Here is a 19000-nt window from a genome sequence, read left to right as displayed (position 1 = left end):
TAACAATAAGCTATCAAGTTTGGATCAATTACGTTGATCGTAACCCCAACGTGGCACTAAACCTTGTTCAATACCAAGGTGATCTAGAATACGCGCCACCATAAAGTCGACCAGATCTTCAATTGACTTGGGTTGATGATAAAAACCCGGAGCTGCAGGCATGATCGTTACGCCCATGGTCGAAAGTTTGTGCATGTTCTCGAGATGAAGCGTCGAAAATGGCGTCTCGCGAACCACCAACAACAATTGGCCTCGCTCTTTCATGACTACGTCTGCTGCTCGCTCAATCAGGTTATCTGATAGACCATGAGCAATCGAAGCCAAGCTTCCCGCTGAACATGGACAAACGACCATCTGTTTAGGTGCTGCTGAACCAGAGGCAACCGGCGAGAACCAATCATCTTTTCCACACACCACCAGCTTTTCAGGGTCGCAGCCAAGATGTTTAACCAAAGCTTGTTTCGCCGCATCTGGCCCAGCAGGTAACTTAAGTTCATGCTCGGTCGCCAATACCACTCGCGCTGCCGATGAAATCAGCAAGTAGACCTGATAATCGGCTGCCAAAAGGCATTCAAGTAAACGCAGGCCATAAGGCGCACCAGATGCGCCAGTGAAAGCAAGGGTTATCGCTTTATCGTGTTTTGTCATGTTCTCAATTACTTCAAATTATAAGGTCGTGGATGCCGTTAGCCTTTGAGTGCCAATCCATCCAACAGTTTTTGATGAATGCCACCAAAGCCACCATTACTCATTACCAAAATTTGGTCGCCAGCTTGTGCCTCTGAGACAATTTTAGCAACGAATGCATCCATGTCATCACTCACGTGTGCCGGTTGGTGACAAGCGTCTGCAACATCTTGAACTGACCAATCAATGTTATCCGGTTGGAATAAGTAGGTAGAATCCGCTTGTTTAAGCGAATCAGCCAAGGTTTCTTTATGCACACCACGTTTCATGGTGGCGGAACGAGGCTCTAAAACGGCAATGATTTTTTTCGAGTCGACCTTATTACGTAAGCCGCCGAGCGTAAGTTCAATCGCCGTTGGGTGATGAGCAAAATCATCATAAACAGACACACCTGCCACCTCGCCTTTAAACTCCAAACGGCGCTTAGTATTAATAAAGGTAGCTAGTGATTCACAAGCAAGGTCAGGTGTCACGCCCACATGACGTGCAGCTGCAATCGCCATCAAAGCATTATTTACGTTGTGGTCGCCCACTAAATCCCAATTTACGGTTCCAACACATTCATTTTGGAAGTAAACCTCAAATTGAGAGCCATCTTTGACCAGTTTCTTGGCATCCCAGTCGCCTTGCTCGCCACTCGATTCAGTTTCACTCCAGCAACCGCGAGCTAGAACATCTTCAATAGCGCTGTCTTGCTTAGGTGAGAAAATGCGACCATTGCTTGGCACAGTACGCACAAAATGATGAAATTGTCGCTTAATCGCTTCAAGATCGTCAAAGATGTCCGCATGATCGAACTCTAGGTTATTCATCACTAAGGTTCTTGGGTGGTAATGAACGAACTTAGATCGTTTATCGAAAAAAGCACTGTCGTATTCGTCGGCTTCTACCACGAAGAACATGCTTTCACCAAGGCGAGCAGAGATACCAAAGTTACCCAACACTCCGCCAACTAAGAAGCCCGGTGCATAGCCACAGTCTTCCAAGATCCAAGCCAACATGCTTGATGTCGTGGTCTTACCGTGCGTTCCCGATACCGCTAACACCCAACGGTCATGCAGTAAGAACTCTTGCAACCACTGAGGACCAGAGGTGTATCTAAGGTTGTTATCCAAGACATACTCAACACATGGGTTACCACGGCTCATTGCGTTACCGATAACCACGAGATCTGGCCTTGGTTCTAATTGGCTAGGGTCGAACCCTTCAATAATTTCAATCCCTTGTGATTCCAACAAGGTGCTCATTGGTGGGTAAACATTCGCGTCACTACCCGTAACCTTGTGACCTAATTGACGAGCCAATACCGCAGCACCACCCATGAAGGTGCCACAAATTCCTAAGATATGAATATGCATAAATTGCTTCCAAACGCTTGGCTAAATAAACAGTGCCTAATTAAAACGGCTTGCACTCATTATCATTAAATGGCGATTAAAAGCGAGCGGCAATGCAAAACAAATTGAGTCGACATAGTAAGTGAGATCTGTGTCGCTTAGTTCATTACCATTAAAAAGATCTAACCTTTAGAATTTAGGTAAGCGTCTAGATGAATAAAGCCCACTCAAGAGGCCGAATCTACAGTGCTCAAATCCCCCCTAATATTGAGAGAAGTTTAAGGAAATAACATGTCTGAGATGCGCACCCTTGGTGAGTTCATTGTTGAGAAACAGAGTGACTTCCCCCATGCAAGCGGTGATCTATCATCCCTTTTGTCATCAATTCGTCTTGCTGCAAAAATTGTGAACCGTGAAATCAACAAAGCAGGTCTTGTCGACATTACTGGCGCTGTTGGTACAGACAACGTGCAAGGTGAAGAGCAGCAAAAGCTAGACCTTTACGCGAACGACAAATTTAAAGCGGCTCTAGAAGCCCGTGACCAAGTTTGTGGTGTTGCAAGTGAAGAAGAAGACGAAGCTGTCGCCTTCAATAAAGAGCTCAACAAAAACGCAAAATACGTTGTACTGATGGATCCACTTGATGGCTCTTCAAACATCGATGTGAATGTATCGGTTGGTACAATTTTCTCTATCTACCGTCGAGTATCACCGATCGGTACACCACCAACACAAGAAGATTTCTTACAGCCAGGACACAAGCAAGTAGCCGCGGGTTACGTGATTTACGGTTCTTCAACCATGCTTGTTTACACAACAGGTGCTGGCGTAAATGGCTTCACCTACGACCCATCACTGGGTACCTTCTGCCTATCTCATGAAAACATGATGATTCCAGATGAAGGTAAGATTTACTCAATCAACGAAGGTAACTACATCCGCTTCCCTACGGGTGTTAAAAAGTACATCAAGTACTGCCAAGAAAATGAGCCAAGCGACAACCGTCCTTACACATCACGCTACATCGGTTCTCTAGTATCAGATTTCCACCGTAACCTGCTGAAAGGCGGCATCTACTTGTACCCAAGTACGCAAAGTCACCCTCAAGGTAAACTGCGCCTGCTTTACGAGTGCAACCCAATTGCTTTCCTTATGGAGCAAGCGGGAGGCATCGCTTCAGACGGTGCTCAACGTATCATGGATATCAAACCAACTGAGCTACACCAACGTGTACCTTTCTTTGTTGGTTCAACAGACATGGTCCGCAAAGTAGAAGAGTTTCTTGAGCTGAACCCTGAGTAACCCTCTCATTTCATTCTCAAACTAACGCTATTAAAAAGCCAGCACCTCAGTGCTGGCTTTTTGTTGTCTCGTAAGGTGATTAACTAGTTAGGAATCATTGTTCCGCTGACACCAGTTACCCGAAAGTATTTCTTTATTAGCTGTTAGATCAAGCTGATACAAATATACCCATGCTAATCCAAATATAGTCTCTATTTGCTCGCGACGATACTCAACAGGAACATCTTCTAGCCGATCGAGCGACTCTAAAATTTCGTCGTTAATGATATAGACCTCACCAGCGACACTTTTCTTTCCCAAAATCATCGCCGGATAGGCACCTAAATCAAAAAGTGCGTATTCCTTAGGTGTATCAAACTGCCCTAATAAATCGCAGCCCTTCAAATAGTGGTGATTGGACTGACCTTGCCTCAAGGTTCCATAGACAAAAACAAGATGCTGCATATGCCCTCCCATACGGCTCTACTCGAACTCAAATTGATAGAGAAGATCCACAGCACTGTCTAAACCAGACACAGCTTCAACATAGAGATCCTGCATCAATCGATAACGAACGGTAAACTCACCTAAAGAGTTGAAGATACCCACACCATACTTCACCTGTAAGCCTGGCAGGATGTAACCACTTACCGTCACCTGAGAGTCATCGCCAGAGCCTGCGGTATCCAGTTGCAAATCTTGCACACCAAAGGCTTCACCAATTTCGCCGACAACCTTACCACTCTTCGCTAAACTCAAACCGATTAAAGTCGTTGTCATCGAACCGCTCGACTCACCATCGATATCTTGGCCACGCAAAATATAAGACAGTGCGTTCGCTTGTGGCATCGCTGGGTCAGAATAAATCTCGATGGTAGGCTCTGTCGCCGGGCCTGTCACTCGAATACCTGCGGTCACATCATCCTGAGTATTATCAGGATTACGAATCGCGTTGATGGCTACGTATGGCTGATCCGGTGGTCCATTCATTAGGATCTTACCCTCTTCGATCAAGAGGTCTTGCCCGAATGATTGGTAAGTACCATCGACGATGTTCACTTCACCTGTAATAAATGGACCTTGGTCTTTTTGAGCCACGTTGAGCTTACCGACCAAATCACCTTCAAGACCGAAGGCAGACAGTTTAAAGTCATCACCAATGGAGATATTAATATTCGTCATCACATTGAATGGAATCGTATCTTCGTTTTCTGGCTCTAGATCTTTATTCAAAATAACCTGATCAGAAGAGACGCCAACCGCTGACGGTGGTAAATCTTCAACAACAATTCGTCCCCATGGTAATGCAATATCACCGGTGATTTTCGCCAGATCTGGTGTGACATCAATAGTCATATCAGGTACGACCTTCACCTTAACCATCGGTGGGATATCAACCATCAACTCATCAGCGAAAACTCTAACGTTCGAATGCCATGCTTTAAGATCTTGCCAATCTCCGGTTCCCTCAATATCAAGGTGACCATCAGGTGTTTCGACATTCGCATCCAGTTTTGCACTATAACCATCAAAGTCGAGGTCGATGCGGCCATCTTTCACATCAACAGGCGTAACATCGCCTTTGACTTGAATACCATCAACAGAGAATTGACCAAAGACTTGAGGGTGCATCAGAGAGCCTTTAACTTGAAGATCACTCTCAAGGTCGGCTTTCAATAAGCTGTATTCACCTAGAATTGGTTGTAAGAAATCAAGATGGAACGTGGTCAGCTTAATTGCCGCATCGACCATTTTGTCTTCGGCAAGAATATCCGGTAACGACACCGTGCCAGACAGGTCACCATTGTCGGAAACATCCAACTTAAAATCGGCATCCAGTTTGTTGTCTTTCAGTTGGGCATTCAATGCAACGCTTTCCCAACCCAGTGTGATTGGCTCACCCACTTGTTGAACAACCTGACCTTTCGGCATATCAACGCTTACCGTGACTTCAGGCTCATCTTGTTCAGACCACTTTGCATGAGCAGTCGCATTGACTAAGCCCTGTAATTGCGTCTCTTTAGGCACAAAGGCTTTAATCTGCTCGAAATCGAATTGATTGATGGCCACTTTGGCCTCACCCGATTTTCCGACACGAACATCTTCATCCAAACACACGCTCGAACCCGATTGGTTCCAACAGTGCGCTTGAACATCGGCAAACTGCTTATCGACATCCGCCTTTATCGCGACAGGTTGATCTAACACCCAAGGACCTTGCTGAGTGGTGATTTTGACTCTGTCTAACGATCCATCCCAAATAAGAGAAGGCTTTTGAATCAACTCTCCGGAAATAGCTAAGCTTGTAGATACGATGTCGGATATCACATCAAGTGTCACTGTGTGTTTCTTCTCACCACCACTCACCGTGAGATCAATGCTTTCTACGCTTTGATTTTGATAGGTTAGGTTGTTAGCTTTTAATTCAAGATCAGCTTGAGCTTCAGGCAATGGCAGAGGAATCACAGAGCCATTAAGCGACAAGGATTCTAGTGTTGCTTCGCTATTCCAATCTACCTTATCCACATTTAGAGCGAGATCGACTTCAGGCTCTTTCGTTGGACCGCTTAGCTGGATATTACCAATCACTTTACCTTTCAAATCAGGGACGCTTTTTACAAGCTCAGGGAAGTAAATCTCAACACCCATGTCCCATTTCTTATCAAGCTCACCCTGAGCCTTAATCGAGTTAACACCGTGAGCCAAACTCAAACCACTGGTTTTCAGTTTTGGTTCACCGCTCGCGCTGCGATCCGACGCTGACAACTGACCTTCGATATCCAGAGGGTATTCTCGCAAGATCCCTTCAATATCCAATTTAGGCAGTTCAATCGCCCAGCCGCCCGCTTCCGTCAACTCACCCGAGGTGACGATGCTTCCGCTAATGTTGCCCTCGGCTTCAGGCCACTGCAGACCCGGCTGAATATCTTTGAGTGTCACGTCAGCTTGCCAGTTAACGAGACTCTTCCAGTTCGCTTTAACGACACCGTTAAGCTCACCGCCTAGCGTGTTGAGCTTTAGACGCTCGAGCTCAATTTGTTCCGTCGTGCCTTTACCCTGTAGATCAATGGCTAATTCAGGGATTTCCTTACCATCGGCTTCACCTTTAAGAAGAACATTGAAACCATCTAGTGAGCCATCAGCTTTGAATTGCTCAATTGTCGCTTGGTAATCGCTTTTTCCGGTAAGGGGCCACTGTGCTTGTCCGCCCTCTAAAAGAAGGTCAAATGGCAGAGTCGGTTCTAAGGGTTGAATATCCCCAGACAACTTTGCCTCAATCAGCTCAGAAAATTGGGAATCTAGGTTTAGCTTAGCCACGCTGCCTTGTGCTTTCAGAGACAACTTCTGACCAGCAAGGTCGGTTTCTTTCACTAACGCATCCAAAGAAAGCTCTAGCGGATAACCACCCTTGAGCTCAACCTTAGTCGTTAGATTTGCGCTTGCTTGTGGCATATCGAGTTCGAGAGTTGAAACATCAACCGTGTGTTTACCCGCGCGAGCTTCTAGCCCAAGGTGGTTAACAACGATTGGTGTTTCTTGCTCTAAGGTGAAACGGTTGAGGTCAAAACGCTCCAACACAACCTGCAGAGGAATCCAGACTTCCGGCAATTCGATAGCCGTTTTAACGGCAGCTTTTGGCTCAACCTTTTCTGCTTGCGGTTCTTCTGTCGACTCAGCGAGTTTAACCTTAAGATCATTGAATAAGGTTGGCGATACAGTTAGCTTTTCGCCCTGCATACTCAAAGCCGTAGAGAACAAGCTCCATTCAATTTCATGCCCTAAGATATTCAACTTGATATCAGACAAAGCGATACGGTTGATCACAATTGGCAACGGTGTTTTTACCGATGTTACGGGCGGAGTAGGTTCTGTTTCTTCTGTAGAGGCCGGAGGCAGTTCAGTAAATGCGAAGTCCAATCCTTGAATCGCTACACGATCGACACACAACTTAGGGTCGAGCAGACAGCGAGGATTAATCGCCAAGTTCAGCTTTTGAACTTTGGTGTCTATATGCAGGCTGTCATCTTTAAACTGAACATTATTAAGCGTAAAGCTCGGGAACAGAGCCCCTTTAGTGCTTTCCACTTTAAGCTGTGGCAACGCTTTTTCAGCGCCCCACAACACAGTGTTCAACCCTGGATTGGTGAACAAAACAAAACCTAGCAAGGCTATCAACAACAGCAAAATAGACGTCAATGAGATCGACGTCCACTTGATGCACTTGCCCATCACTTTGATCATAATTCTGGCCCTAAACTAAAGTGTAACTGGAACTCATCACCTTTTTCTGCATCTAGACCCCAAGCAAAATCCAAACTCACTGGACCAACAGGTGACGCCCAACGAACACCGACGCCGGTGCCGTGTTTCCATTCGGGTTTATCATTGAAGGCATCACCAATGTCGTAGAATGCTGCGCCCCACCAGTTTCCAACCAAGCGGTATTGGTATTCAAACGAGCTGGTTGCAATGAATTTGGCACCCGTTAGTGCGCCACTTTCATCTCGAGGAGAGATCGACTCATAACCATAACCACGAATGCTATTGTCACCACCAGCAAAGAATCTTAGGGAGGGAGATAGCTTATCAAACTCGTCGGCAAAGTTGCCGCCAAATTGAAGTCGAGTTAAGCCTCGGTGATTGTCGCCAATGCTTCGAATCCAAGCGGTTTGACCTTGAAAACGAACAACCTTAGTTTCAGATAACAAGGTATCATCACCCGCTTCAACCATAATGGTTTGTTTATCGCCCCACATCGGCATCGAACCGCCTCGCGTTCGAGTGCGTGAGAAAGAGATACCCGGCAGCACAAATTGCGCTAAATCATCCTGCAAACCTTGCTCATAGTTTTCGACCAAGTATCGAATGAAGACCGTGCGTTGCCAACCGTTATCCAGTCGCCAATATCTTTCTAGCGCTAAGTTTGACTCCAAACTCTTGGTATCACGATTATCCAAGTTTTTCATACCGTACTTAACTTGATAGTAGTCGTTCAGCACGTCATCCAGAGGGATTTTATAGGTAGCGGTAATCGTCTGTTCAGGTTTAGAAATCGACAGGCTGCTATTGAAGCTATGGCCTTGTTCATTAACCCAAGGTTTTTTCCACTTCAGAGTGCCTTTTACGCCAAGGTCGGTGGATACACCGATACCCGTTTCGATTTGGTTACGAGCTTGCGGAGCAAGGCTAACCTTCATCGGGATCTCTCGGCCTTCGCCTAACTGGCTTAAATCTGGTTCAACAAATACCGAGGAGAACCAATCCGTATTGGACAGGTTTTGGTTGTACTCACCGACTTTGGTGATTGAGTAAGGTTCGCCATCCTCAAATGGTTTAAGTGACTGCACCTTATCTTCTTCTATCTGGCTACCAGTAACCTGAGTAGTACCAAAGTGATAGCGGATACCACTGTTATAATGAAGACGAACATAAGCGCGGTTCAATTCAGGAGCGACTTCTAGCTTACTAAGATCATAAGCACCATCGAAGTAGCCTTTCGCTAAGCCAAGGTTGCGGATCGACGATTTCAAAGAGTCATAATTACCATGATTCAGAGTCGAACCTTTAGACAAGCTACTCTTCGCTATCAAGGCTAAAAAGTCTGGGTCATCCTTGGCTTCACCAGTTAGAACGATATCTGAAGTATAAATAACAACAGGCTCTCCCGGCTCAACCGTAACGGTCATTTCGGTATCATCTTCGGAGTGAGTAAATGTGATTTTAGGGTGGTAGTAGCCTAACGCATTCAGGGCTTCTTTAATCATAGATTCCAAGCGGGATTGGAATCTTAGTGAAACCGAATACTCTTCTTCAGGGATCGCACTCAGATAAGCATCAACATTATCCTCAAGCGCTCCATCTAGCCCTTTGATTTCAAGGGAAACGTCAGCGAAAGCGAGCGTCGATGACAATAGAGTGCCAATCAGAACTGGTAAAGTTTTTCTTATCATGTTTAATTGGTGAAGAAGTTATCAATACGTTAATAAGTGAAAAGAAATAATACCGCTAAATAGGCATTGAGTCTGTAATAAATCCTGGAATAACACGGTCTAATTTAAAGACTTATTCAATATTGACCAACAGTTAATATGAACCCACGTTAAATAAAAGCCAGCGCGGTAAACGTATGCGAAAAGGAATATAACATGCTAAACAAACAACAACTGGTTTCTGCAGCAACCGCACTACCGGGAAATGCTGACCCAATTCGAATCACTGAGCGCCATTTCGTCAATCAAACCGACCTGCTCGATGCACCCACGGGCTCTCAACAAGAAGTCCTGTTTGGTATGGGGTGCTTCTGGGGAGCTGAGCGTTTGTTTTGGCAATTGGATGGCGTTATTTCAACATCCGTTGGTTACGCTGGCGGATACACAGTTAATCCCACTTATGAACAAGTATGTACTGGGCAAACCGGCCATACCGAGGTCGTTCGTGTCATATTTGATAGTGAACAAACCTCTCTAGCTCGAATACTTGAAACCTTTTGGGAGCGTCATGACCCAACTCAAGGGATGCGCCAAGGCAACGATTTAGGGACTCAGTACCGTTCTGCGATTTACACCTTCAGTGAAGAACAACAATCTATCGCTGAGCACTCTAAACGTGAATATCAACGAGCAATGACTGAATCTTTAGGCAACGAGATCACGACGGAAGTTCTGCCTGCTGGAAAATATTTTTTCGCAGAAACCTACCACCAGCAATACCTAGCTAAAAATCCGAATGGGTATTGCGGGTTGGGTGGAACAGGTGTGTGCTTCCCTCCACAATAAAGTGCCGTTCGACATACCATCGTGAACGACACGCATTAAAAAAGGGCTTCCATCAGGAAGCCCTTTTCATTGTTAATCTATTCGGTGCAAGACAAATCGATAAAGCTCAGTTACACCGGCAACGCTGCAATGGTGCCGTTAACTTCTTTAAAAATAGTGAGCTTTTGTTTGTCTGAAACTTCAGGAAGTAGCACCTTGCCTTGGTCGAAGCGAAACTCTCCAACACCTTCAATAGCAAATTGGCCTTTGAACAGGACTTTAACGAAACGCGCCACCTGACGTGGACGGTAAGTAGAAAATTTTCTTAACATAATACAACCTCAATTCCATTTGAGTACTACAGTCACATACCTGAACAGCGTCGCTGTTCAAAGCACATTTAATCGCTAATTCCTTTAGCAAACAGCAAGATAATCTATTGTTCATCTTGATATTGATGCATTATACCTTTTGGTAACAAGCCTGCAACTTCTTTCTACGTCGTACGATAAAAAAGTTAAAGAGGCATTTTTCAAATTTCATATTATACTTCCTGTGCAAACCAATAAGCGGAACAAAAATATAATGAAAAACAAAACTCTACTGGCTTTTCTAGCCGCAGCCTCTCCACTCTTCGCCAATGCTCACAACCTATCAGTAGGCGCTACCCTGCCTGCCGTCGATGTGAGTAACTATGGTGAGATTGTTCTAAACGACGGAAATACTGGATATCAAGCTTGGGCAACCAATGATCTTCTAGGTAAAGTTCGCGTCGTTCAAGCTATCGCTGGCCGCAGCAGCTCTAAAGAGCTCAACGCACCACTGATGGCAGCCATTACCGCATCGAAATTCTCAGAAGACAGCTACCAAACCACCACTATCATCAACCAAGATGATGCGATTTGGGGTACTGGGTCTTTTGTTAAGTCCTCTGCCGAAAGCAGCAAAGAAGAATTTCCATGGTCTTCTATGGTCCTAGATGAAGACGGCGCCGTTGCGTCAACATGGGCTCTAAAAGAAGAAAGCTCAGCGATTATCGTTCAAGACAAGCAAGGTAAAATCTTGTTTGTAAAAGAAGGTGCATTAAACGAATCAGAAGTCACTCAAGTCATTGAGTTGATTAAAGCGAGCCTTTAATAAGATATTCGCGTCTTTTTCGAGACCTAACCAAAGGATATTGTTATATTATAACAGTATCCTTTTTTTAATTCTGTGGTTAATCATCCTGATGTGGCAAAACACACCCAACAATGTGAAACGCAAAACAGGCTTCTTGCTTGGGCTTATGCTCATGTTAAGCGTGTTAGCCGCAACACACATTGTGGATATCGCACCAGAGCACCACACTTCACACCATTGTGAGCTGTTTTCGCTTAATCAGTTCATCACAGCGCACTCACTACCACAGATTCCAGAGTTCCATTCGGAATTTACTGTCGCTATTACAGAGTCAGTAACTTCACTACAGCGGCTATATTTCGCTTATTTGGCACGCTCACCTCCTGTAAATATCGCTTAATTACCACTACTTTTTAATTAACCTTTATTCAGGAAAAAACATGAAACCTACTTTTTTAGCCGTTGTTATCGGCATGACTGTCTCTACAAATGCTCTAGCTAACGAAGAATTCCGCTCTCATGATGCACACGTACATGGCCAAGTTGAAGTAAACATCGCGCAAGATGGGCAAGAATTGCTTGTTGAAGTAACAGCTCCAGGCGCAGATGTGGTTGGGTTTGAACATGCTCCAAAAACTGCAGAACAGAAGAAAGTGTTTGAACAGGCTATCGCACAATTAAACAAGCCAGAAGAGCTGTTTAGTTTTAACAATGCGAGTTGTACTCTGAAGTTCAAGTCAGTAGCAAACACCTTAGAAGGCGGTCATGACGACCATGAAGGCCATGACCATGCGGAACACGGTCATGGCGACCACAAAGACCATGATCACGCTGAACACGATCATGACGACCACAAAGACCATGACCACGCTGAACACGATCATGATGACCACAAAGACCATGACCACGCTGAGCACGATCATGATGACCACGAAGATCACGACCACCACGATCATGAAGGCCACGATCACTCAGAAGGTGGCCACGGTGAGTTCACTGTTGAGTACCACTATGAATGTTCAGATGTTGCTAAGCTAGACACAGTTAGCACTCAGTGGTTCTCTAAGTTCAGCAACACTGAAAAAATGACGGTGAACCTACTAACAGACACAGCTCAAGTACAAGAAGTGCTTAACGCAGAGCGTATTAGTTTCCGATTCTAATCACTCCTAGATCGGATTAAACGTAAAATAAACAGCCAGGTAAGTCATCGCTTACTTGGCTGTTCAAATCGGTGTGTTCTGGGAATTTATGTTTCAAATTACTGTCCAGTAGATACACCGCTTTAATTATTGGAGCTAGCATGTCTTCTGACAGTTCATCACTTGTGGTCAAACTCGAAAATATCAGCTTTCGTTGGAAGCCTGAATTACCACCAACGTTAGAGATCCCCTCTCTTCACATCCAAGCCCAAGAGCACCTTTTTATTAAAGGGCCAAGTGGTTGTGGAAAATCAACTTTGTTAGGGCTACTGACCGGAATCAACCAAGCTGAGCAAGGAGAAGTCTCTATCCTTGATCAAGACCTCACTCAGCTTACACCTCGTCAAAGAGATAAATTCAGAGCCGATCATATTGGTTATATTTTCCAACAATTTAACCTGCTTCCTTATCTATCAGTTATCGATAACGTGACGCTTCCTTGCCAGTTTTCACAGATACGTAAACAGCAAGTCGCTGAAAGCCAGAAAAGCTTACAAGAGACGGCTCGAGAGTTGTTACTCAGATTAAAACTACCTCAAGCTTTAATGGACAAGCCCGTTACCGAGTTAAGCATCGGTCAACAACAACGTGTTGCTGCCGCTCGTGCTTTGATCGGCCAACCCAAAATCATTATTGCCGACGAGCCAACCTCGGCTTTGGATCATGACAACCGAGAAGCTTTTATCGAACTGTTGTTAGAACAAGCCAACCAGGCAGGTTCTACTCTTATCTTTGTTAGCCATGATCCAACACTAGAAAAGTTGTTCACTCGAACCATAGATTTAAAAACCGTTAACCAAGCTAAGGTTGTCGTATGAAAGTAATTACTCACTTAGCCTTAAAAAGCGTACTCAACCGTAAAGCCACAGCCATTCTAACTATTCTCACTGTGGCTGTATCCGTCATTCTATTACTCGGTGTGGAACGTGTAAGAACCGAAGCTAAGAGCAGCTTCGCCAATACGATTTCAGGTACTGACCTTATCGTCGGTGGCCGCTCTGGTCAGGTAAACCTGCTGCTTTATTCCGTATTTAGAATCGGTAATGCGACCAACAACATCGACTGGAAAAGCTATGAAGAATTTAGCCAGCACAACGCTGTAAAGTGGGCGATCCCAATCTCATTGGGTGATTCACATAAAGGCTTCCGCGTAATGGGCACGAACCATAGCTACTTCGAGAATTATCGCTATGGAAGTAAGCAACCACTTACTTTTCAGCAAGGCAAAGAGTTTAATCAGCTATTTGACGTAGTGATTGGTGCCGACGTCGCGAAGAAGCTAGATTACAAAATAGGTGATCAAATCATTCTTGCGCACGGTATCAGTGATGTTGCGTTTAGCCGTCACGATAATCTGCCCTTCAAGATTGTGGGAATACTCGCGCCAACAGGAACACCAGTAGACAAAACCGTACACGTATCGCTAGAGGCAATCGAATCAATTCATGTTGGCTGGGAATCAGGTGCCAACCTCGGGCACACACCGAATGCTGAAGCGCTAAAGCAACGTGACTTCCAACCGAAGCAGATTACCGCGATGATGGTTGGCCTTAAATCGAAGATCCAAACCTTCGCACTGCAACGAGAAATCAATAACTACCGCCAAGAACCTTTAAGCGCCATTATGCCGGGCATTGCGCTTCACGAATTGTGGGGAATGATGGCTGTAGCAGAACAAGCATTACTGATTGTTTCAGGGTTTGTTGTTGTCGCCGGATTATTGGGTATGCTCAGTAGCCTACTCACTAGCTTGCAAGAAAGGCGTCGAGAGATGGCTATCCTACGTGCGATGGGCGCAAGACCTCGTCATGTGTTTGGTTTACTGATCAGTGAAGCCAGTGCACTAACCTTCCTTGGCATTACATTAGGTGTTGCAGTGCTGTTTGCGCTGATCGCAGTGGTTGCTCCTATTGTGCAACAAAGTTATGGTATCAACATATCGATATCCGCAATCACACCGCATGAGTGGAAACTGCTTATGCTGGTACAAGTTGCCGGAATCATTATCGGCTTTATTCCCGCTTTCAGGGCTTACCGCCAGTCATTGTCTGATGGCATGACGATTCGAATCTAAAATAGGAACCTACGATGCAACGCAAATTCCTACTGATACTTGGGCTACTTCTGTTCCCATTTATCAGTACAGCTCACGCTGAAACCACTCAGAATGACGAATCGGTATTAACACTTGAATGGATTGATTTGATTCCAGAATCAGAACGTGCTCAGCTAGATTCATTTGGTATGCCGATGGTTGACCACAATAGTATGGACAAACCTCAACAATCGACACTTGGTGCTGTTCGACCAGAGCTGAATGGCAGCACAGTGAAGATTCCTGGCTTTGTGATTCCATTGGAAGGTGATGAGAATATGATCACTGAGTTTCTGCTGGTACCGTACTTTGGCGCATGTATCCACGTGCCACCGCCGCCACCGAACCAAATCATCTACGTGAAGTTCCCGAAAGGTGCACCAATACAGCAGTTATGGGATGTGATCTATTTGGTCGGAACGCTGAAAACTGAGTCAATCAGCCATGACTTAGCGCAAACCGGTTATCTTATTGAAGGTACTGCGATTGAAGAGTATGACGACATGTAGTCATTAGAAGGGTGGCTCAAGGATGAGCTGCCGTCACTGAACGAGTGTGATCATTCAATAACAGTTTAATAACGATAATTTTCTTCTGAATTACGCGATGTAATTAGATAAGTAAGCTAGAACAGCGACATAAGTCGCGAGTAATAACCCTATACTAAGCTGTTTCTTCAGCTTGTTATCATTGGCTTGATTCATAACTCCTCCTTGAGAATTACAACAAATTTAACATTTTATTATCATTAACAAAAGTAAAATTTTGTTGAAACCTTCAACTCTGCACGCAAAATCTAGCCACCAATAAGATAAAGAGTTACATTTTAGACAGTTATACCAATCACAATAAGTAAGTGTTCAGAAATAGCGTAGAAAAAAGGCTTGAGAACCAGGCGGAGCTTTTTGATAAGTGGTTATTCTACAATCAAAAGTTCTAACGCCGTTATCGAGCGTTTTAACAAGCTAGAGCGAGCAATTATTTACTACGATTGGTCTTGAGTCGTCTCCTAACGGTACTCTTATGTCAGAAACCAAACAGCCAGTGATCATTGAGCATGCTAGCGATACACAGCAAAAGCATGAGAAAAAGCCTCATATTGCCGACAGTGCCAGCAGAATGCTGCACATCGCACAAAGCTTCGGCCTCGATTTCTTAATTAGTCATAGTGCCAAGCCAAAGGATAAAGCTGAGAGTACGCTTATCGAACGGGCACTATTGCGAGAGAAAAAACGTAGAGAGCTTCGCCAAAAGAACCTAGAACAGATTCTAAAGTTGGCGCACTCTTCATGTAAGGATGAAGCGGCTGGAGACCCGGATCAGGACTGGCTATACCGTTTCTTCGACATGGCACAAGAGATCCACAATACATCGATGCAGAGGCTATGGGCTCAAGTACTGAAACGAGAAGTCACCAACCCAGGCTCGACGTCGATGAAGGCACTGCAAATCTTAAAAGACATGACACCAAAAGAAGCGTTAACCCTACAAAGGGCAGCATCACTGGGTTGTAGCTTTGGTAGCGATAACAGCAGAAAGCTCTTACTCGGCTTTAAATCTCATGCTGGGCTATTCAACTTTGGCAAAAGGGACACCACCAACACCATCAACCTTGGTGGGCACAACCTGCCCTACTCCAGCTTGCTCCACTTGATAGAGCTCGGGATTATTCTGGGCACAGAATTAGAATCCGGAGAGATTGATTTCGATCCAGCCCTGCACCTAACCTATCAAGGTAAGAGCATGTCACTGGCACCATTATCAAAAGGCGTGAAGCTGGTTTACTACCGATTCAGCCCTACAGGCAATGAGCTTTGTACCTTACTCGGTAACAAGCCAAACACGCAGTATTACGATCAACTGATTGCACTATTGAGCCAGAAATTCACAGTACAGACAGAAGTGAAAAGCAGCGTAAATTACACCGTCTAGACACTCGACGGAGCTAAAATAGACGGTGTAAAAAGTGAAGTATAGAGAGGAATAAAGAGAATCTAGAGGATAGGTTTCTTGTCTCGGTAAACTAAGGCTGCACTATTTATCGGTCGTGAATAAACAGATAAACAGCTGAGTAGCCTTAGTCATACCAACGATCTCAGTTGGCTAAGATATTTCGCTTCTCCAACGCATCAATACACAGTTCGACCAATTCATCGAGTGTCTTCTCACCTGCAGGTAGATCAATCTCAGGGTTCTGAGGCGCTTCGTACACTGAACTAATACCTGTAAAGTTCGGGATCTCTCCGGCACGTGCTTTCTTATACAGACCTTTAGGGTCACGCTGTTCGCAAACCTCTAATGGAGTATTGACGAACACCTCAAGAAACTCACCTTCCGGCAATAAATCTCTCACGAGTTGCCTTTCAGCTTGATGCGGAGAAATAAAGGCTGACAACACGATCAAGCCTGCATCTGCCATCAATTTAGCAAGCTCACCAATACGACGGATGTTCTCTCGACGATCTTGCTCAGAGAAGCCAAGGTCGCTACATAAGCCATGACGCACATTGTCACCATCCAATAAATAAGTATGGTAACCAAGCTGTGCCAAACGATTTTCTAATGCTCCAGCGACTGTCGATTTACCAGAACCAGACAACCCCGAGAACCAGAGCACGGCTGGCTTTTGTGATTTCAGATCCGCGCGAAATGTTTTATCAATCGAGTGTTGATGCCACACAACATTCTCATCTTTGGGTTTGAGTACTGCGGTCATAATTAGTCCTTTAAATAAACAGCATTAAAATGGGAAAAAATAAGGAATTAGGGTCAGCACCAAGCCCGAATATACAATCGAGATTGGAATGCCGATACGCAGATAATCCGTTAAATGGTAATTACCTACGCTATAAACAAGTAAGTTGGTTTGGTAGCCGTATGGAGAGATAAAACTGGCACTGGCACCAAACAGTACCGCCATGATGAACGGCATAGGGTCAACGCCATAACCTACTGCCATACTGTAGCCAATCGGAAATGAGAGTGCTGCAGCCGCATTATTGGTCACCAGCTCTGTCAAAACCAAAGTCATAAAGTAGGTAGCAACTAACGCACCGAATACGCCCCAGCCATTAAACGCCTCCATAAACATCAGCCCCATCCGCTCAGATAAACCCGATGAAATCATCAGTTGAGCAATAGAAAGTGCAGAGCCCACGATCACCACAATATCGACTGGGAAACGGCGGCGGAGCTCACCCAGTTGCACCACGCCAAATGCCACCAGCAACAGTAGAAAACCAGCTAAGCCTTTGATAATAGGTACTGCATCGATAAGGGCTAAACCAATCACGCTAGCAAATCCGAGCAACACGAACGTCGATTTGTCGGCATCAAGCTTGGCACTCGAATCTAAGTCATTCATCAACACAAACTCTTTGTTGTGTTGTTGGCGCTGTTCTTCAAAGCGTTTACCTGGAACCAAAATCAAGGTATCACCAGCGGTCAATGTGATATTCCCTAGCCCACCTTCTAGGCGTTCATGGCCACGACGAATAGCAACCACAACCGCATCGAAACGATCTCTAAATTGGCTGGTTTTCAGGGTTTTGTTACAGAAGCTTGCCGACGAACTCACCACCACTTCAACAAAGCTCTGGCCATTCAAATGATGCTGACCAAACAGGGTTAAACCTTGGATTTCTTGCAGTGTTGCAACACTCTCTACATCACCACAAAACAGCAATCGGTCGCGAGCTTGAAGAATAAAATCAGGGTCAATAGATGCGGTGGTCTTACCGTCTCGAATCACTTCCGCTAAGAACAGTTTTCTCAATGCTCTGAGGTTGTTTTCACTTACGCTGCGACCAACTAACGGTGAGCCCGGCTCCACTCTGGCTTCTAAAAAGTAAGGCAGATCATCTTGAGAACCATCATCGTAGCTGGGTAGAAAATAGCTAAGAGGAATAAGGATCAATACCCCACCGACCAAAACCGCTAAACCGATCAAGGTAGGTGTGAAAAAGTTTAAGCTCGGTAAACCTGCATCTTCAACAAAACTATTGATGATCAAATTGGTAGAGGTGCCGATCAATGTCAGGGTGCCACCTAAGATGGCAGCGTATGACAAAGGGATAAGTAACTTAGACGGCGCGTGCTGTTGATTACGTTTGATCGCCCCGATCAAAGAAACAACCACCGCGGTGTTATTAGTAAAAGAAGAAAGTAACGCTGTAGAAATACCCAACTTCGCAACCACGGTACCTAGCCTACCTTCAGAGATATTGCGGCTAACCCAGCTGATTAAGCGAGTTTTCTCCAACGCACTTGATGCGAGGATCAGAAGAATTAAAGTCAGTAACGAGGAGTTAGTGAAGTTATTAGCCAAGCTCGACAAGTCGATCATGCCAGCCATAAAAGCAATAAACGCCGCGCCAGCAAAGATAAAGCTTGGCTTAATACGGGTAACGAGCAGGCAAGTAATAATGCCGAGCAAAATCGCTAATACAAATCCTTGTTGCCACATATACCCGTCCTTTATGGCGGAAACGATCGGTTTCCGCCTGATTCAATAAGCTGTTACTT

General features: G+C 45.0%; 17 protein-coding genes. 9 read left to right on the top strand and 8 right to left on the bottom strand.

What is annotated here, in order from left to right:
* Positions 1–24: 24 nt before the first annotated feature.
* Positions 25–648 carry a flavin prenyltransferase UbiX gene (locus tag ACED41_RS13780; protein WP_016787846.1) on the bottom strand — a complete coding sequence of 208 codons (624 nt, stop codon included), beginning with the start codon at positions 646–648 and terminating at the stop codon, positions 25–27.
* A 38-nt stretch (positions 649–686) separates the two neighbouring features.
* A complete protein-coding gene (mpl, locus tag ACED41_RS13775; RefSeq protein WP_371725134.1) occupies positions 687–2045 on the bottom strand; it encodes a UDP-N-acetylmuramate:L-alanyl-gamma-D-glutamyl-meso-diaminopimelate ligase in 1359 nt (452 codons plus the stop codon).
* Between the two features lie 270 nt (positions 2046–2315).
* On the opposite strand from mpl, the gene fbp reads away from it, so the two are divergent.
* Positions 2316–3326 (top strand): class 1 fructose-bisphosphatase, encoded by a 1011-nt coding sequence (fbp, locus tag ACED41_RS13770; protein ID WP_371725133.1) that lies wholly within the window; start codon positions 2316–2318, stop codon positions 3324–3326.
* Between the two features lie 87 nt (positions 3327–3413).
* Here fbp and ACED41_RS13765 read toward each other — a convergent pair whose 3' ends face one another.
* The 3 genes from ACED41_RS13765 to ACED41_RS13755 are packed head-to-tail and all read right to left on the bottom strand — an operon-like array spanning position 3414 to position 9256.
* The gene (locus tag ACED41_RS13765; protein WP_371725132.1) at positions 3414–3770 is read right to left on the bottom strand and encodes a gamma-glutamylcyclotransferase; all 357 of its coding nucleotides are present in this window, start codon (positions 3768–3770) and stop codon (positions 3414–3416) included.
* An 18-nt stretch (positions 3771–3788) separates the two neighbouring features.
* Positions 3789–7547, bottom strand: a complete 3759-nt coding sequence (locus tag ACED41_RS13760) for a translocation/assembly module TamB domain-containing protein (protein WP_371725131.1) — start codon at positions 7545–7547, stop codon at positions 3789–3791.
* A complete protein-coding gene (locus tag ACED41_RS13755) occupies positions 7544–9256 on the bottom strand; it encodes an autotransporter assembly complex family protein (RefSeq protein ID WP_017063725.1) in 1713 nt (570 codons plus the stop codon). Before ACED41_RS13755 ends, ACED41_RS13760 begins: the two co-directional genes overlap by 4 nt.
* 195 nt (positions 9257–9451) lie before the next feature.
* Here ACED41_RS13755 and msrA point away from each other — a divergent pair, with 195 nt between their 5' ends.
* A complete protein-coding gene (gene msrA, locus ACED41_RS13750) occupies positions 9452–10081 on the top strand; it encodes a peptide-methionine (S)-S-oxide reductase MsrA (protein WP_017058899.1) in 630 nt (209 codons plus the stop codon).
* Positions 10082–10191: 110 nt separating this feature from the next.
* Here the strand turns inward: msrA and ACED41_RS13745 are convergent, their stop codons facing one another.
* Positions 10192–10392 (bottom strand): DUF1107 family protein, encoded by a 201-nt coding sequence (locus ACED41_RS13745; RefSeq protein ID WP_017058898.1) that lies wholly within the window; start codon positions 10390–10392, stop codon positions 10192–10194.
* Positions 10393–10645: 253 nt separating this feature from the next.
* On the opposite strand from ACED41_RS13745, the gene ACED41_RS13740 reads away from it, so the two are divergent.
* The 7 genes from ACED41_RS13740 to ACED41_RS13710 all read left to right on the top strand — a co-directional run bounded on the left by ACED41_RS13740 (position 10646) and on the right by ACED41_RS13710 (position 16408).
* Positions 10646–11197: a YtfJ family protein gene (locus tag ACED41_RS13740; RefSeq protein ID WP_017063723.1), complete on the top strand. Its 552-nt coding sequence runs from the start codon at positions 10646–10648 to the stop codon at positions 11195–11197.
* A gap of 91 nt (positions 11198–11288) precedes the next feature.
* Entirely contained in the window at positions 11289–11579 is a 291-nt protein-coding gene (locus ACED41_RS13735) for a DUF2607 family protein (RefSeq protein ID WP_017063722.1), read from the top strand.
* A gap of 40 nt (positions 11580–11619) precedes the next feature.
* Entirely contained in the window at positions 11620–12342 is a 723-nt protein-coding gene (locus ACED41_RS13730) for a DUF2796 domain-containing protein (RefSeq protein ID WP_371725130.1), read from the top strand.
* A 140-nt stretch (positions 12343–12482) separates the two neighbouring features.
* Positions 12483–13199, top strand: a complete 717-nt coding sequence (locus ACED41_RS13725) for an ABC transporter ATP-binding protein (protein WP_017058894.1) — start codon at positions 12483–12485, stop codon at positions 13197–13199.
* Positions 13196–14455, top strand: coding sequence for an ABC transporter permease (locus ACED41_RS13720; protein ID WP_371725129.1), 1260 nt, complete (start codon positions 13196–13198; stop codon positions 14453–14455). The genes ACED41_RS13725 and ACED41_RS13720 overlap by 4 nt, the downstream gene beginning before the upstream one ends.
* Before the next feature lie 14 nt (positions 14456–14469).
* The gene (locus tag ACED41_RS13715) at positions 14470–14985 is read left to right on the top strand and encodes a DUF3299 domain-containing protein (protein ID WP_017058892.1); all 516 of its coding nucleotides are present in this window, start codon (positions 14470–14472) and stop codon (positions 14983–14985) included.
* Positions 14986–15499: 514 nt separating this feature from the next.
* Complete coding sequence (locus tag ACED41_RS13710; RefSeq protein WP_017058890.1) at positions 15500–16408, top strand: TIGR03899 family protein; 909 nt, start codon at positions 15500–15502, stop codon at positions 16406–16408.
* Between the two features lie 163 nt (positions 16409–16571).
* Here ACED41_RS13710 and cysC read toward each other — a convergent pair whose 3' ends face one another.
* Entirely contained in the window at positions 16572–17192 is a 621-nt protein-coding gene (gene cysC, locus ACED41_RS13705; RefSeq protein ID WP_371725128.1) for an adenylyl-sulfate kinase, read from the bottom strand.
* A gap of 24 nt (positions 17193–17216) precedes the next feature.
* Positions 17217–18941 carry an SLC13 family permease gene (locus ACED41_RS13700; RefSeq protein ID WP_017067554.1) on the bottom strand — a complete coding sequence of 575 codons (1725 nt, stop codon included), beginning with the start codon at positions 18939–18941 and terminating at the stop codon, positions 17217–17219.
* Between the last annotated feature and the right edge of the window lie 59 nt (positions 18942–19000).

The organism is Vibrio sp. 1F255 (genome assembly GCF_041439145.1).
Taxonomy (GTDB): Bacteria; Pseudomonadota; Gammaproteobacteria; order Enterobacterales; family Vibrionaceae; genus Vibrio; species Vibrio crassostreae_C.
The sequence above is the reverse complement of the archived record's forward strand: the minus strand, read 5'-3'. Positions and strand labels throughout refer to the sequence as shown.